Origin of the sequence: Actinomadura fibrosa (assembly GCF_900659615.1) — a bacterium.
Lineage (GTDB): Bacteria > Actinomycetota > Actinomycetes > Streptosporangiales > Streptosporangiaceae > Spirillospora > Spirillospora fibrosa.
Genome location: NZ_CAACUY010000023.1, coordinates 1 through 14,322, shown reverse-complemented (window position 1 = coordinate 14,322; position 14,322 = coordinate 1). Strand labels below are relative to the sequence as shown.

The window sequence follows — 14,322 nt, the reverse complement described above, 5'->3', positions numbered from 1 at the left end:
TCGGTCAGGACAGGGTGGACAGCCAGTTGCGCAGGAGCTCGGCCCCCGCGTCGCCGGACTTCTCCGGGTGGAACTGCGTGGCGCACAGCGGCCCGTTCTCGACCGCCGCGACGAACCGGTCGCCGTGCTCGGCCCACGTCACGAGCGGCGGCGCGATCCGGCCGGTCGGGTCGGGTTCGAGCTCCCAGCGGCGGACGGCGTAGGAGTGCACGAAGTAGAACCGGGTGCCCGCGTCCATGCCGCGGAACAGCGCGGACCCCGCGGGGGCGTCCACGGTGCTCCAGCCCATGTGCGGGACGACCGGGGCCTCCAGGCGCTCCACCGTGCCGGGCCACTCGTCGCAGCCCTCGGTGGTGACGCCGTGCTCGATGCCCTTGCCGAACAGGATCTGCATGCCGACGCAGATGCCGAGGACGGGGCGGCCCCCGGCGAGCCGCCGGCCGATGATCTGGTCGCCGCGCACCGAGCGCAGGCCCGCCATGCACGCCGCGAACGCGCCGACGCCGGGCACGACGAGCCCGTCGGCCTCGACCGCGGCGTCCCAGTCGGCGGTCACGGTGACGTCGGCGCCGGCGCGGGCGACGGCCCGCTCGGCGGAGCGCAGGTTCCCGGACCCGTAGTCCAGGACGACGACGTTCGGGCCCGCGGCCACTACAGCGCCCCCTTGGTGGACGGGATGCCGTGCACCTTCGGGTCGAACGCGACGGCGTCGCGGAGGGCGCGCGCGAGGGCCTTGAACTGCGCCTCGACGATGTGGTGGGCGTTGCGCCCGTACGGGACGTGGACGTGCAGCGCCACCTGCGCGTTCGACACGAACGACTCGAAGATGTGCCGGGTCAGGGTCGTGTCGTACTCCGGCCCGATCATCGGGGCCATGCCGTCCGGCTCGACGTGCACCAGGTAGGGGCGGCCGGACACGTCCACGGTAACCTGGGCGAGCGCCTCGTCCAGCGGGATCGACGCGTCGGCGAACCGGCGGATGCCCGCCTTGTCGCCAAGGGCCTGCCGGAACGCCTGGCCGAGCGCGATCGCGGTGTCCTCGATCGTGTGGTGGCTGTCGATGTGCAGGTCGCCGGCCGTCTTGACGGTGAGGTCGAACGACCCGTGCTTGCCGAGCTGCGCCAGCATGTGGTCGAAGAACCCCACGCCGGTCGCCACGTCCACCTGCCCGGTGCCGTCCAGGTCGATCTCGACGAGGACCGAGGTCTCCTTGGTCCCGCGCTCGACTCTGCCCTTGCGCGTCACGAACTCTCCTTCATCGCGTTCTTCAGTGCGGCCCGGAAGGCGGCCATCTCGTCGGGGGTGCCGACGCTCACCCGCAGCCACTCGGGCGGCCCCACCTCCCGGATCAGCACGCCGTCCGCCAGCAGGGCCTCCCACACGCGCCGCCGGTCCGGGAAGGTCCCGAACAGGACGAAGTTGGCGTCGGAGTCGGCCACCGCGAGGCCCTCCGCGCGCAGCCACGCCACGATCGCGTCGCGGTCGCGGCGCAGCGCCTCCACGCCGCCGAGCAGCTCGGCGCCGTGCGCGAGGGCGGTGCGCGCCACCGCCTGGGTGACGGCCGACAGGTGGTAGGGCAGCCGGACGAGCAGCAGCGCGTCGATCACGGCGGGGTCGGCGGCCAGGTAGCCGAGCCGGGTGCCGGCCATCGCGAACGCCTTCGACATCGTCCGCGTGACGATCAGCCGGGGGTGCCCGTCGAGGAGGGTCAGCGCGGACGGCGTGCCCGCGCGCCGGAACTCGGCGTACGCCTCGTCCACGACGACCATGCCGGGCGCCGCGGCGAGGACCGCCTCGATCGCCTCCAGCGGCAGCGCGGTGCCGGTCGGGTTGTTCGGCGAGGTGAGGAACACCACGTCGGGGCGGTGCTCCTCGACCGCGGCGACCGCCCGCTCCGGCTCCAGGCCGAAGTCCTCGGCGCGGGACGCGTCCACCCAGCGGGTCCCCGACACGCGGGTGATGATCGGGTGCATCGAGTAGGACGGCTCGAAACCCAGCGCGGTGCGGCCGGGGCCGCCGAACGCCTGGAGGATCTGCTGAATGATCTCGTTGGAGCCGTTCGCGGCCCACACCCGGCGACCGGTCAGGCCGATGCCGGGCGTGTCGGCGTTCAGGAACGCGGCGAGGTCCTCGCGGAGGGCCACGGCGTCGCGGTCGGGATAGCGGTTGAGCGTCCCGGCGACGTCCGCGACGGCCTCGCCGAGGGCCTTCACCAGCCCCTCGGACGGCGGGTAGGGGTTCTCGTTGGTGTTCAGCGCGTACGGGACGTCGAGCTGCGGCGCCCCGTAAGGCTCCTTGCCGCGCAGGTCGTCGCGGATCGGCAGGTCGGCCAGGGTCGTCTTCGGCGGGGTCATGAGGGGACCTCCCAGTCGAAGCGGGCCTTCAGGGCCGCGCCGTGCGCGGGCAGGTCCTCGGCCTCCGACAGCGCGACGACGCGCGCGGTGGCCTCGGCGAGGGCGTCGCGGTCGTACTCCACGACGTGGACGCCGCGCAGGAACGACTGCACCGACAGCCCGGACGAGTGGCAGGCGCACCCGCCGGTCGGCAGGACGTGGTTGGACCCGGCCAGGTAGTCGCCGAGCGACACCGGCGCGTGCCGTCCCACGAAGACCGCGCCGGCGTTGCGGACGCGGGCGGCGACCGCGGCGGCGTCGGCGGTCTGGATCTCCAGGTGCTCGGCGGCGTAGGCGTCCACGACCTTCAGGCCGTCCTCGACGCCGTCGACGAGCACGATGCCGGACTGCCGCCCGGCGAGCGCCTCGGTGATCCGCTCGGTGTGCCGGGTGCGGCCGACCTGGACCTTCAGCTCCGCCTCGACCTCGTCGGCGAGCCGGACGGAGTCGGTGACGAGGACCGCGGCGGCGAGCGTGTCGTGTTCGGCCTGGCTGATCAGGTCGGCGGCGACCTCCACCGCGCTCGCCGTGCCGTCGGCGAGGATCGCGATCTCCGTCGGGCCCGCCTCGGCGTCGATGCCGATCACGCCCTTGAGCAGCCGCTTGGCGGCGGCGACGTACACGTTCCCGGGGCCGGTGACGAGGTCGGCGCGGGGGCACTCCCCGGTGCCGTAGGCGAACATCGCGATCGCCTGCGCGCCGCCCGCCGCGTAGACCTCGTCCACGCCGAGGAGGGCGCACGCGGCGAGGATCGCCGGATGCGGCAGGCCGCCGTGCTCCTTCTGCGGCGGCGACGTGACGGCGAGCGACTCGACGCCCGCCTCCTGCGCCGGGACGACGTTCATGACCACGCTCGACGGGTACACGGCCCGGCCGCCCGGCACGTACAGCCCGACCCGCCCGACCGGGATCCACCGCTCGGTGACGGTGCCGCCGGGCACGACCTGGGTGGTGACGTCCGTGCGGCGCTGGGCGCGGTGCACCGCGCGGGCGCGGCGGATGCTCTCCTCCAGGGCGTCGCGGACGGCCGGGTCGAGGGCCTCCAGGGCCGCCCCGAGCGCCTCGACCGGGACGCGGAGCCGCTCCACCTCGACCCCGTCGAACGCCTTGGTGTGCTCCCGGACCGCCTCCGAGCCCCGATGGCGGACGTCCTCGCAGATGGGCCGCACCTTGTCCAGGGCGGCCTCGACGTCGAGTTCGGCGCGGGGCAGCACGGAGCGCAGGTCGCCGGGAAGCGAGCCGCGCAGGTCGATACGGGAAATCACCCGTCCAGTCTACGGAGTGCCTCCGGTCCCTCGCGCACCGTCTCACGTGCCGAGACGCCCTGTCGGGACGCCCTCGGGCCGCGGGGATCAGACCTTCAGGACGCCGTCCAGAACCGTGACGGCCGCGCCGAACAGGACCACCCGGTCGCCGCGCAGCGCGACGCGGACGTACCCGCCGCGGGCCGACGCCTGGTAGCCGACGAGATCGTCCCGGCCGAGCCGCTCCGCCCAGTACGGGGCGAGCGCGCAGTGCGCCGACCCGGTCACCGGGTCCTCGCCGTCGCCGAGCAGCACTCGGGCGCCGAAGAACCGGGACACGAAGTCGTGGTCGCGCCCGGAACCGGCCGGGGCGGTGACGATCACGCCGCGGGCGTCGATGCGGCCGAGCGCGGCGATGTCCGGGGCGAGGTCGCGGACGGCCGTCTCGTCCGCCACCTCCGCGAGCACGTCGTTCTGGGCGTTGCGGCCGGTCCGCACGACCGCCGTGCCGAGCGCCTCGGCGAGCCCCTCGGGCACCTCCTCCGGCATCGGCGGGACGGACGGGAAGTCCATGGACAGCGAGCCGTCCGCCTCCCGTGTGACGGTGAGCACACCGCTCTTCAGCGTCTGGAAGCGGATCGGGTCGCCCGGCGCGACCGTCCCGGTGTCGTAGAGGGCGTGCGCGGAGGCGAGCGTCGCGTGCCCGCACAGCGCGACCTCGACCAGCGGCGTGAACCAGCGCAGCTCGAACTCCGGCCCGCCTCCCGCCGAGGAGGCGCCCAGCGGACGGACGAACGCCGTCTCCGAGTGCTTCATCTCCGCGGCGACCCGCTGCATCCAGCCCGGGTCGGCGGCGTCCTGGAGCAGGCAGACGCCCGCGGGGTTGCCGGCGAACGGCCGGCCGGTGAAGGCGTCGACGACGAGCATCCTCATGCCGCGACCGTACCGAGCGTCCCGCCGCAGGCAGGAGGGCCAATCCCGGGAAAGTGGCCCGCGCGCTTCAAACTGTGAGAATCTCACTCCTACAAGATCATCATTCCGGGACGTACCCTGGCGCCGGGGGCGCCGTCCCGGAGGCGCCCGGACCGCCGGGAGGACCAGTGACCGAGCGGATCGCCCTGTTCCCGCTGGGCACCGTCCTGTACCCGGGCCTGGTGCTGCCGCTGCACCTGTTCGAGGAGCGCTACCGGCTGATGATCGGCGACCTGCTGGAGCGGCCCGAGCCGCGCCGGTTCGGCGTCGTCGGCATCGAGCTCGGGCACGAGGTCGGCGCGGACGCGGCGCGCCGCCTCGCCGCGGTCGGCTGCGTCGCCGAGCTGCACGACGTCACCCCGCACGAGGACGGCCGGTACGACATCGTCACCGTCGGCGCCCGCCGGTTCCGGCTCAAGCGGGTCGACCGGTCGCGCCCCTACCTCCAGGGCGAGGTCGAGTTCCTGCCCGACGAGCCGGGCGCCGGGGCGGAGGCGTCGGCCCGGCGCGTCCGGCGGATGTTCCGGGTGTACCGGGAGCGGCTCGCCGCGACCGGCGCGAGCCCGGCCGAGGAGATCGACCTGCCGGACGACCCGGTGCGGCTGTCCTACCTGATCGCCGCCTCCGTCGTCCTGGACCCGCACGAGAAGCAGCGCTTGCTGGAGCACGAGGACGCGACGCTGCGGCTGCGGGCGGAGGCCGAGCTGCTCGCCCGCGAGAACCGCATCCTGGACGCGCTCCCCATGATCCCGGCGGGGCAGTTCCTGGACGGCGCGTTCACGCCCAACTGACGCTGCCGGCCGGGAGGGAACCGCTCCGCCGGTGCGGGAGACTGGGGCCATGAGCACCGCGAGGCCCAAGGGAGGCAAGGGCACGCCGGCCACCGTCGCCGCGGCCAAGGCCGGGATCGACTTCACCCTGCACCCCTACGAGCCCGATCCGGACGCCGAGTCCTACGGCGCGGCCGCCGCCGACGCGCTCGGGATCCCGCACGACCGGATCTTCAAGACGCTGCTGGCCGAGGTGGACGGGCGGCTCACCGTCGGCGTCGTCCCCGTGTCGGCCAGCCTCGACCTGAAGGCGCTCGCCGCGGCGGCCGGCGGGAAGAAGGCGCGGATGGCCGACCCGGACGTCGCCGAGCGCGCCACCGGGTACGTCGTCGGCGGGATCAGCCCGCTCGGGCAGCGCAGGCGGCTGCCGACCGTGGTGGACGCGTCCGCGTCAGCGCTCGCGACCCTCTACGTCTCCGCCGGACGGCGCGGACTCCAGATCGAGCTCGCCCCCGCCGACCTCGTCCGCCTCACCGGCGCCCTCGTCGCGGCCATCGCCCGCGGGTAGCCGCCGGAACACGAGCTCCAGCAGCCCGTACACGGCGACCGCGGGCAGCGCCCAGAACACGAGCACGCCCTTGGCCCGCAGGTCGGCGACGCCGGTCACGGCCGTGCCGTCCCTGCCGTGCCGCGCCGCGTCGTGGAACCGGTCGAGGCCGATCAGGTGGCCGGTCTTCCAGGCGAGGACGGCCGCGGCGGCACCGCCCGCGGCCAGCCCGAGCAGCAGCGCGACGTCGTTCCCGCGCCCGCCCGCCAGGTAGGCGACGGCGCCGCAGAGGATCCCGGCGATCAGCGCGATCAGGGCGAACCGCGCGTCGATCCCGATGGGGCCCTGCCCCTCGGGGTCGGCCAGCAGGGGCTCACCCTGCACGATCACGTACCTCACCCCGGGGACGGTTTTCGCCCAGAGCAGCCCGGCGAGGGGGCCGAGGAGCGCCACGATGGCGGTGGTGACCAGCCAGGTCGCGAAGTGCCTCCCGGTCGGTCGCCGCACCTCGTACGCTCCTAGGGGAAGAGACTCGATGGATGTCCTGATGGGGTGTTGCCGCCAGCGAAAGCCTAGCCTGCCCAGGTCAGCCGAATCGACCACCGCACGGTGCCCGATTCCCGCCCACAGCCGCCCCGATCACTGGGATAATGTGCCCGACATGTCCGGATTCAGCCCCGCGTTCGAACGCCTCGGCGCCGCCCTGGCGGCCGTCGTCCTGCAGCAGCAGGAGACGCTCGCCGAGTTCCTCCCGCGCGAGGACTGGAGCGCCGACCTGACCGCGCGCACCTACGCCAGCGGCGGGGTCACGGTCCGGGTGTCGCTGCTCGGCAGCTACGCCGCGCGCGAGCGCACCTGGCTGTGGGGCTGGGCCAACCCCCAGTTCGGCGACGCGCATCCCGCCGTCGTCCCGACCCTCGTCATCCGCTCCCTCGGCGAGCGGCTCGGCGTCACCGAGTTCACCACCCCCGAGGTCGACCTGTCCTGGTACGACGGCCCCGCCGGGCACGGCGGCGAGCTGATCGCCATGGCGGCGGGCGGCGTCCTCGGCGGCGCCGGCTACATCGGCGCCGGCTACGACGGCGGCTCCGCCTACCTGCACGTGGACGACCCCCAGGCCCCGCCCGCCGCCTGGGACCCGATCCCCGTCCCGCGGCTGCTGACCAACGCGGTGAGCCTCTTCCCGCACGAGCCCCGGCTCACCCTCGCGGGCCTCCTCTCGCACCACCGCGTCCCCTACCGGCAGTCCGACGTCCTCACCGAGCTGTGGCCGCCCGGCGGCGGCACCGCCCGCGCCCACTTCGACGGCCTGGGCCGCTTCGTTGAGTGGGAGTCGGTGTTGACTCAATCCCGGCCCACCGCACTCGCCTAGACGGGTTCTAGGCGGGTTCCGTCCAGTGCGGTATGCCGTCGGTCAGTTTCCAGCGGGTGCGGGGTACTTCGGCTGGGGCCGCCGATGAGTTCGTCGCCGGTGGCAGGGGGCGTGGTGTCTCGGCGCGGAGGCTCTCGTGGATCGGGCAGGCGCAGTCCGGGTCCAGCGGCGCGGGGCAGGGTCGCAGCATCTCGCGGAAGGCCGCCGTGTCCGCCGCGTCCATCCGCCACCACCAGTACATGTCGTACGTCTCCGGGGCGCCGGTGTCCCAGTCGTCGAACGAGTACTTCTCGATCACCCCGCCGCCGCAGGACGCGCACGCGCCGACCAGGTAGTGGCCCGCGGCGTCGCGCCCCAGGACGATCAGCGGGGTCGTCCTGGGGTCCACGCAGCAGCGGGACGGGCGGAGCGGCACGTCAGCCGAGGCAGGACGGGCCGAGCAGCTGCTTCAGGTCGCCCATCAGGGCCGGGGACGGCGCCACGCGGAGCTTGTCGTCCAGCCGGACGACGGTGGTGCGCGGGCCGTTCAGCAGGTGCAGGTGCACCTCCGCGGTGCCCGGGTGGGTCACCAGGACCTCCTTCAGCCGCGACACGGTCGGCGGCGTGCACCGGCCGATCGGGAGCGTGACCGAGAGCGGGCCCGTCGCGTCCGTGACCGTCAGGTCCGGCTGCGTGACCTCCATCGCGATGATCTTCGCGACGTCCTCGCGGCGGTCCAGCCGGCCCTTGACCACGAGGATCGCGTCCTCGGCCAGCAGCGTCGAGCACAGCTGGTAGGACGACGGGAAGCACATCACCTCGATCGAGCCGCCGAGGTCCTCCAGGCTGAACATGGCCCACGAGTTGCCCTGCTTGGTCACCTTGCGCTGGAGGCCCGACAGCAGCCCCGCGACGACCACGACCTGGCCGTCCGGGCGCTCCCCCTCGTTGAGGACGGCGATGGTGCAGTCGGCCTCCCGCTCCAGGATGTGCTCGACGCCGAGCAGCGGATGGTCGGACACGTACAGGCCGAGCATCTCCCGCTCGAACGCGAGGAGGGTCGTCTTGTCCCACTCCTCGCCCTCGGGGATCGCGACGGCGAACGCGTCCTCGCCGCCGTCGTCCTCCAGCGCGCCGAACAGGGAGTCCTGCCCGATGGCCTCCTTGCGCTTGATGTCGATCACCGAGTCGATCGCCTGCTCGTGCACCATCAGCAGGGCCTTGCGCTGGTGGCCGAGCTCGTCGAACGCCCCCGCCTTGATCAGCGACTCCACGACCCGCTTGTTGCAGACGATCGGCGGGACCTTGTTCAGGAAGTCGTTGAAGTCGGTGTAGGCGCCCTTCTCGCGGCGGGCCGCGACGATGCCGTCCACCACGTTCGTGCCCACGTTGCGGACCGCGGACAGGCCGAAGCGGATCTCGGTGTCGCCCAGCGGGGTGAAGTCGGCCTCGGACGTGTTCACGTCCGGCGGCAGGACCTTCAGCCCCATGCGGCGGCACTCGGACAGGTAGAGGGCGCTCTTGTCCTTGTCGTCGCCGACGGACGTGAGCAGGCCCGCCATGTACTCCGCCGGGTAGTTCGCCTTCAGGTAGGCCGTCCAGTAGGAGACCAGCCCGTACGCGGCGCTGTGCGCCTTGTTGAACGCGTAGTCGGAGAACGGGACGAGGATGTCCCACAGGGTCTTCACGGCGTCCTTCGAGAAGCCGTTGTCGATCATGCCCTGCTCGAAGCCGACGAACTGCGCGTCCAGCTCCGCCTTCTTCTTCTTGCCCATGACGCGGCGGAGCAGGTCCGCCTTGCCGAGCGTGTAGCCCGCCACCTTCTGCGCGATCGCCATGACCTGCTCCTGGTAGACGATCAGGCCGTAGGTCGTGTCGAGGATCTCCTTGAGCGGCTCCTCCAGCTCCGGGTGGATCGGGGTGATCTCCTGCTGGCCGTTCTTGCGGAGCGCGTAGTTCGTGTGCGAGTTCGCGCCCATCGGGCCCGGCCGGTACAGGGCGCCGACGGCGGAGATGTCCTCGAAGTTGTCGGGCTTCATCAGCCGCAGCAGCGACCGCATCGGGCCGCCGTCGAACTGGAACACCCCGAGCGTGTCGCCGCGGGCGAGGAGGTCGTAGGTCGGCTTGTCGTCCAGCGGCAGCGCCAGGAGGTCGACGTCCACGCCCTTGTTCTTCTTGATGCCCTTGAGCGCGTCGTCGATGATCGTCAGGTTGCGCAGGCCCAGGAAGTCCATCTTCAGCAGGCCGAGCGTCTCGCAGGTCGGATAGTCGAACTGCGTGATGATCGCGCCGTCGGCGTCCCGGCGCATGATCGGCACATGGTCGGTGATCGTCTCGCCGGACATGATGATCCCGGCCGCGTGCACACCGGTCTGGCGGATCAGCCCCTCCAGGCCCTGCGCCAGATCCATGATCTGCTTGACGTCGGTCTCCTCCTCGTACAGCTTCCGCAGCTCCCCCGCCTCGCCGTAGCGCGGGTGCTTCTCGTCGAAGATGCCCGAGAGCGGGATGTCCTTGCCCATGACCGCGGGCGGGAACGCCTTGGAGATCCGGTCGCCGAGCGCGTACGGGAAGCCGAGGACGCGGCCCGCGTCCTTGATGGCGGCCTTCGCCTTGATGGTGCCGAACGTCGCGATGAACGAGACCTTGTCGGCGCCCCACTTCTCGGTCGTGTACCGGATGACCTCGGCCCGCCGGTCTTCAGGGAAGTCGATGTCGATGTCGGGCATCGACGCGCGCTCGGGGTTCAGGAACCGCTCGAAGATCAGCCCGTGCGGGATCGGGTCCAGGTCGGTGATGCCCATCGCGTAGGCGATCAGCGACCCCGCCGCGCTGCCGCGGCCCGGCCCCACGAGGATGCCGTTCTCCTTCGCCCACATGATGAAGTCCGCGACGACGAGGAAGTACGACGGGTACCCCTTGCCGAGGATGACGCCCATCTCGTACTCGGCCTGCTCCTTGTACCCCTCGGGCAGGCCCTGCGGGAAGCGCCGCTCCAGGCCCTTCCAGACCTCCTTGCGGAACCAGCTCTCCTCCGTCTCCCCCTCGGGGACGGGGAACCGCGGGCTGAGGTCCCGGTACTCGAACATCCCCGCCGGATCGACCTTCTCGGCGATCAGCAGCGTGTTCTTGCAGCCCTCCAGCCACGCGTCCGAGCCGTCGATCCCGCGCATCTCGTCGGCGGTCTTGATGTAGTAGCCGCTGCCGTCGAACCGGAACCGGTCCGGGTCGGCGAGCTGCTTGCCCACCTGGACGCACAGGAGCGCGTCGTGCGCCGTCGCCTCCGACTCGTGCGTGTAGTGCGAGTCGTTGGTCACCACCGGCGGGATGTTCAGCTTCTTGCCGATGTCGAGCAGCCCCTGCCGCACCCGGCGCTCGATGTCGAGCCCGTGGTCCATCAGCTCCAGGAAGTAGTTGTCCTTGCCCAGGATGTCCTGGAACGTCGCGGCCGCCTTCAGCGCCTCGTCGAACTGGCCGAGCCGCAGCCGCGTCTGGATCTTGCCGGACGGGCAGCCGGTCGTGCCCATCAGGCCGTCGGCGTGCTCGGCGAGGAGCTCCTCGTCCATGCGGGCGTACTTGAAGACGAACCCCTCGGTGTACGCGCGGCTCGACAGCTTGAACAGGTTGTGCAGGCCCGCCTTGTTCCGCGCCCACAGCGTCATGTGGTTGATCAGGCCGCCGCCGGAGACGTCGTCGCGCTTCTGGCTCGGCTCGCCCCACTGGACCTTCTTCTTGTGGAACCGCGACTCCGGCGCCATGTACGCCTCGATGCCGATGATCGGCGTGACCCCGGCCGCCGTCGCCTGCTTGTGGAAGTCGTAGGCGCCGTGCATGTTGCCGTGGTCGGTCATGGCGATCGCGGGCATCTTCTGCCGGCCGACCTCCTCGAACATCTGCTTCAACCGCGCCGCTCCGTCGAGCATGGAGTATTCGGTATGAACATGCAGATGAACGAACGAGTCCGCCATGCCTGATGCGCCTCCTGATCGTCGACATGCGACCGCCCGCGTGCGGTCGGCACGCGGTCGTCGGCATTTCGGTCCCCGGGGGAAGATCGCCATCCCGGACGGCCGCCGGGATGACGCGGTTCTGAGAGCCTAACCGCTGATCCGGGGCGGCGCTTCCCGACACTCCGGATGCCTCGTGTGTCCCATTCGTCCCACTACAGAGGGTGCACGGCCGCCGCTTCCCCGCGACCTCCTCCGGCCTCCGCCGACATTCCTCGGCGTCTCGGCATGTGGGACGTTCCGTCCGCGGGTTTGACGCCGCCCCGCCTCCCGCGCCTACCATCGCGGGCATGGAACGTCGCCATCCCAGGTTTACGCGGCCGGCTCCGGGCGAGCCGGTCGGCGCCACGACCTGAGCGACGACCCCGGAGCCGGCACCGAGGCAGAGCCCCCGAGGGCTCTGCCTTTCGTCATGGACGACCCCGTCACATCGACCAGGCGGCCCCGGGCCTCGACTCCCCTGCGCACGGCCGCCGCGACAGAGGGAGACCCCGCGCATGCACGACCAGGTCATCGACCCCGCCGCGTCTGGGACGGACGGCACCGCCGCCTGCCCCGCCTGCCCGGAGCCCCACGGGCCCGGCGAACTCCGCGTCCCGCTGCCGTCCGCGGCGGACCTCACGACGCTGCGCGACGCCCGCGCCGCGATCGACGGCCTCGACGCCGCCCTCGCCGTCCTGCTGGAGCACCGCGCCGCGGTCGCCGCCGCCGTCCAGCGCCTGAAGCCGGTGGGCGGCTTCGCCGGCCGCAACCCCGAGCGCGAGCGCGAGATCGTCGCGGCCATGGCCGCCCGCGCGCCCTCCCTCGGCCCCGACCGGCTGGCCCGCATCATGAACGCCGTCATCGAGGCGGGCCTCGACGCCGCCGCCGCATCCGACGCCTGAGCCGGCCGCGACGCCGCCGCAACCCACCACGGCCCCGGCGCGGCCCGGCGCAGCCCCGCCACGGCCCGGCCACGGCCCGGCCTCGGTCAGGACTCCTCGGCCACGATCTCCAGGGCGCGGGCCAGGTCGTCCGGGTAAGGGCTCTCGAACTCGACCCAGTCGCCCCGGGTCGGGTGCTCGAACCCCAGGCGGGCGGCGTGCAGCCACTGCCGCGTGAGACCGAGCCGGGCCGCGAGGGTCGGGTCGGCGCCGTAGGCCATGTCGCCCACGCAGGGGTGCCGGATGGCGGACATGTGCACCCGGATCTGGTGGGTGCGGCCCGTCTCCAGGTCGATGTCGAGCAGCGTCGCCGCCCGGAACGCCTCGACGGTGTCGTAGTGCGTCACCGACGGCTTGCCGCCCGCCACCACCGCGAAGCGGCCGTCCCCGGACGGGTGCCGGTCGATCGGCGCGTCCACCGTCCCGCGGAACGGGTCGGGATGGCCCTGGACGAGCGCCCGGTACCGCTTGTCGATGCGGCGCTCCTTGAACGCCCGCTTCAGCCGGGAGTAGGCGACCTCGCTCTTCGCCACGACCATCGCGCCGGTCGTGTTGGCGTCGAGCCGGTGCACGATGCCCTGCCGCTCGGACGCGCCGCTCGTGGCGATCGTGTGCCCGGCCCCAAGCAGCCCGCCGAGGACGGTCGGGCCCGTCCAGCCGGTGGTCGGATGCGCGGCGACACCGATCGGCTTGTTCACCACGACGATGTCGTCGTCCTCGTACAGGACGCCCATGCCCGGGACGGGCTCGGCGACGGGCGCCGGGGCCGCCGCGGGCGGCGGCAGCGCCACCTCCAGCCAGGCCCCGGCGTGCAGCCGCTCGGACTTGGTCGCCACGGCCTGGCCGTCCAGCGAGACGTCCCCGGCGGCGATGATGTCGGCGGCGCTGCCCCGCGACAGCCCGAACAGCCGGGCCAGCGCGGCGTCGATCCGCTCGCCTTCCAGGCCGTCGGGCACCGGAAGGCCGCGCACGTCCGCCATCAGGCCTTCTCCCCCGGGGAGGCGACCTCACCGGAGTCCGGCTCGGCGGCCTTCTCAGGCTCCGGGGCCGGTTCCGCGGCCTTCGCCGCCGCGGGCGCGGGCTTCGCGGGCGCGGGCTCCGGCTCGGGTTCGGCGGGCGCCTTCTCGGCGGCGTCGCCGGAGGGGTCCTCGCCGTCCTTGCCGGAGATGCGCGTCCCGTCGATCTGGAGGCCGCGCGCGGCCAGCACGACGGCGATGACGCCGCCGCACACGATCGCGGAGTCGGCGAGGTTGAAGACCGGGTAGTGCGGCAGCTGGATCCAGTCCACGACGTGGCCCTTGAGGGGGGCCGGGGCCCGGAACAGCCGGTCGATGAGGTTGCCGATCGCGCCGCCGAGCAGCAGTCCGAGGCAGACCGCCCAGGGCAGGCTGCGCAGGTTGCGGGCGGTGCGCAGGATCGCGACCACGACCCCGCACGCGATCACGGTGAACACGATCGTGTAGCCGGTGCCGATCGAGAACGCGGCGCCGCTGTTGCGGGTCTCGCGCAGCGTCAGCAGGCCGCCCAGCAGCCGGATCGGCTCCTCGTCCTGAAGCGCCGCCACGACGATCGTCTTGGACAGGATGTCGGCGGCGAGCGCGGCCAGGGCCACGGCGACCAGCACGCCGACGCGGCGCGGCCGAGGAGATCCCGTGGATTCCCCGGCCCCGCCCTCTGGGTTCGTTGAGTCGCTCAGCGACGTTCCTCGCGTTGTTTGCATGTCACACACAGGGTCGCACGCGGGAAGACCTGGAGGCGCGCCTTGCCGATCGGCTTCGCGCACGACTCGCAGATCCCGTACGTGCCGGCGTCCATCCGCTGGACGGCCCGCTCGGTCTGGGCGAGCAGGTCCTGCGCATTGTAGGACAGGGCGAGCTCGTGCTCGCGCTCGTAGGTCTTCGCGCCCGCGTCCGCCTGGTCGTCGCCGGCGCCCTCGCTGCTGTCGCCCTGGGCGATCTGGCTGGCGGTCGCCGCGATCTCGGCGCGCAGGGCGGCGACCTGCTCCTGGAGCCCGGCCCGGACCTCGGCGAGCTCGGCGGCGGTCCAGTGGCCCTCGCCCGCGCGGACCGGCAGCTCGGCCGCCTTCGCGGAGGCCCGCCCGGCCCCGCCGGACCC

At 72.9% G+C, this 14,322-nt stretch carries 15 protein-coding genes; 4 read left to right on the top strand and 11 right to left on the bottom strand.

Annotated features, from left to right (window positions below):
* Window positions 1–4: 4 nt before the first annotated feature.
* From hisH to E1300_RS11480, 5 genes are all read right to left on the bottom strand, one after another.
* Window positions 5–652, bottom strand: a complete 648-nt coding sequence (hisH, locus tag E1300_RS11500; protein WP_131756951.1) for an imidazole glycerol phosphate synthase subunit HisH — start codon at window positions 650–652, stop codon at window positions 5–7.
* On the bottom strand, window positions 652–1,245 hold the full coding sequence (gene hisB, locus E1300_RS11495; protein ID WP_131756950.1) for an imidazoleglycerol-phosphate dehydratase HisB: 594 nt from the start codon (window positions 1,243–1,245) through the stop codon (window positions 652–654). The genes hisH and hisB overlap by 1 nt, the downstream gene beginning before the upstream one ends.
* The gene (locus E1300_RS11490; RefSeq protein WP_131756949.1) at window positions 1,242–2,354 is read right to left on the bottom strand and encodes a histidinol-phosphate transaminase; all 1,113 of its coding nucleotides are present in this window, start codon (window positions 2,352–2,354) and stop codon (window positions 1,242–1,244) included. The genes hisB and E1300_RS11490 overlap by 4 nt, the downstream gene beginning before the upstream one ends.
* Window positions 2,351–3,658, bottom strand: a complete 1,308-nt coding sequence (hisD, locus tag E1300_RS11485; RefSeq protein ID WP_131756948.1) for a histidinol dehydrogenase — start codon at window positions 3,656–3,658, stop codon at window positions 2,351–2,353. The genes E1300_RS11490 and hisD overlap by 4 nt, the downstream gene beginning before the upstream one ends.
* Window positions 3,659–3,745: 87 nt before the next feature.
* Window positions 3,746–4,570 (bottom strand): PhzF family phenazine biosynthesis protein, encoded by an 825-nt coding sequence (locus tag E1300_RS11480; RefSeq protein WP_131756947.1) that lies wholly within the window; start codon window positions 4,568–4,570, stop codon window positions 3,746–3,748.
* 167 nt (window positions 4,571–4,737) lie between these two features.
* Here E1300_RS11480 and E1300_RS11475 point away from each other — a divergent pair, with 167 nt between their 5' ends.
* Complete coding sequence (locus E1300_RS11475; RefSeq protein ID WP_131756946.1) at window positions 4,738–5,400, top strand: LON peptidase substrate-binding domain-containing protein; 663 nt, start codon at window positions 4,738–4,740, stop codon at window positions 5,398–5,400.
* 49 nt (window positions 5,401–5,449) lie between these two features.
* On the top strand, window positions 5,450–5,947 hold the full coding sequence (gene ybaK, locus E1300_RS11470; protein WP_131756945.1) for a Cys-tRNA(Pro) deacylase: 498 nt from the start codon (window positions 5,450–5,452) through the stop codon (window positions 5,945–5,947).
* On the opposite strand, the gene E1300_RS11465 is transcribed toward ybaK, so the two are convergent.
* Entirely contained in the window at window positions 5,831–6,433 is a 603-nt protein-coding gene (locus tag E1300_RS11465) for a hypothetical protein (protein WP_242619083.1), read from the bottom strand. The genes ybaK and E1300_RS11465 overlap by 117 nt on opposite strands.
* A gap of 154 nt (window positions 6,434–6,587) precedes the next feature.
* On the opposite strand from E1300_RS11465, the gene E1300_RS11460 reads away from it, so the two are divergent.
* On the top strand, window positions 6,588–7,298 hold the full coding sequence (locus E1300_RS11460; protein WP_131756944.1) for a DUF6882 domain-containing protein: 711 nt from the start codon (window positions 6,588–6,590) through the stop codon (window positions 7,296–7,298).
* A 7-nt stretch (window positions 7,299–7,305) separates the two neighbouring features.
* On the opposite strand, the gene E1300_RS11455 is transcribed toward E1300_RS11460, so the two are convergent.
* Window positions 7,306–7,686 (bottom strand): hypothetical protein, encoded by a 381-nt coding sequence (locus tag E1300_RS11455; RefSeq protein WP_131756943.1) that lies wholly within the window; start codon window positions 7,684–7,686, stop codon window positions 7,306–7,308.
* A 28-nt stretch (window positions 7,687–7,714) separates the two neighbouring features.
* Complete coding sequence (dnaE, locus tag E1300_RS11450; RefSeq protein ID WP_131756942.1) at window positions 7,715–11,245, bottom strand: DNA polymerase III subunit alpha; 3,531 nt, start codon at window positions 11,243–11,245, stop codon at window positions 7,715–7,717.
* A gap of 536 nt (window positions 11,246–11,781) precedes the next feature.
* On the opposite strand from dnaE, the gene E1300_RS11445 reads away from it, so the two are divergent.
* Window positions 11,782–12,168, top strand: a complete 387-nt coding sequence (locus E1300_RS11445; RefSeq protein ID WP_131756941.1) for a chorismate mutase — start codon at window positions 11,782–11,784, stop codon at window positions 12,166–12,168.
* An 86-nt stretch (window positions 12,169–12,254) separates the two neighbouring features.
* On the opposite strand, the gene E1300_RS11440 is transcribed toward E1300_RS11445, so the two are convergent.
* From E1300_RS11440 to E1300_RS11430, 3 genes are all read right to left on the bottom strand, one after another.
* Entirely contained in the window at window positions 12,255–13,187 is a 933-nt protein-coding gene (locus tag E1300_RS11440) for an RluA family pseudouridine synthase (protein WP_131756940.1), read from the bottom strand.
* Window positions 13,187–13,831 (bottom strand): signal peptidase II, encoded by a 645-nt coding sequence (gene lspA / locus E1300_RS11435; RefSeq protein ID WP_242619082.1) that lies wholly within the window; start codon window positions 13,829–13,831, stop codon window positions 13,187–13,189. Before lspA ends, E1300_RS11440 begins: the two co-directional genes overlap by 1 nt.
* Window positions 13,832–13,899: 68 nt before the next feature.
* Window positions 13,900–14,280 (bottom strand): TraR/DksA family transcriptional regulator, encoded by a 381-nt coding sequence (locus tag E1300_RS11430; protein ID WP_131756993.1) that lies wholly within the window; start codon window positions 14,278–14,280, stop codon window positions 13,900–13,902.
* Window positions 14,281–14,322: the final 42 nt, after the last annotated feature.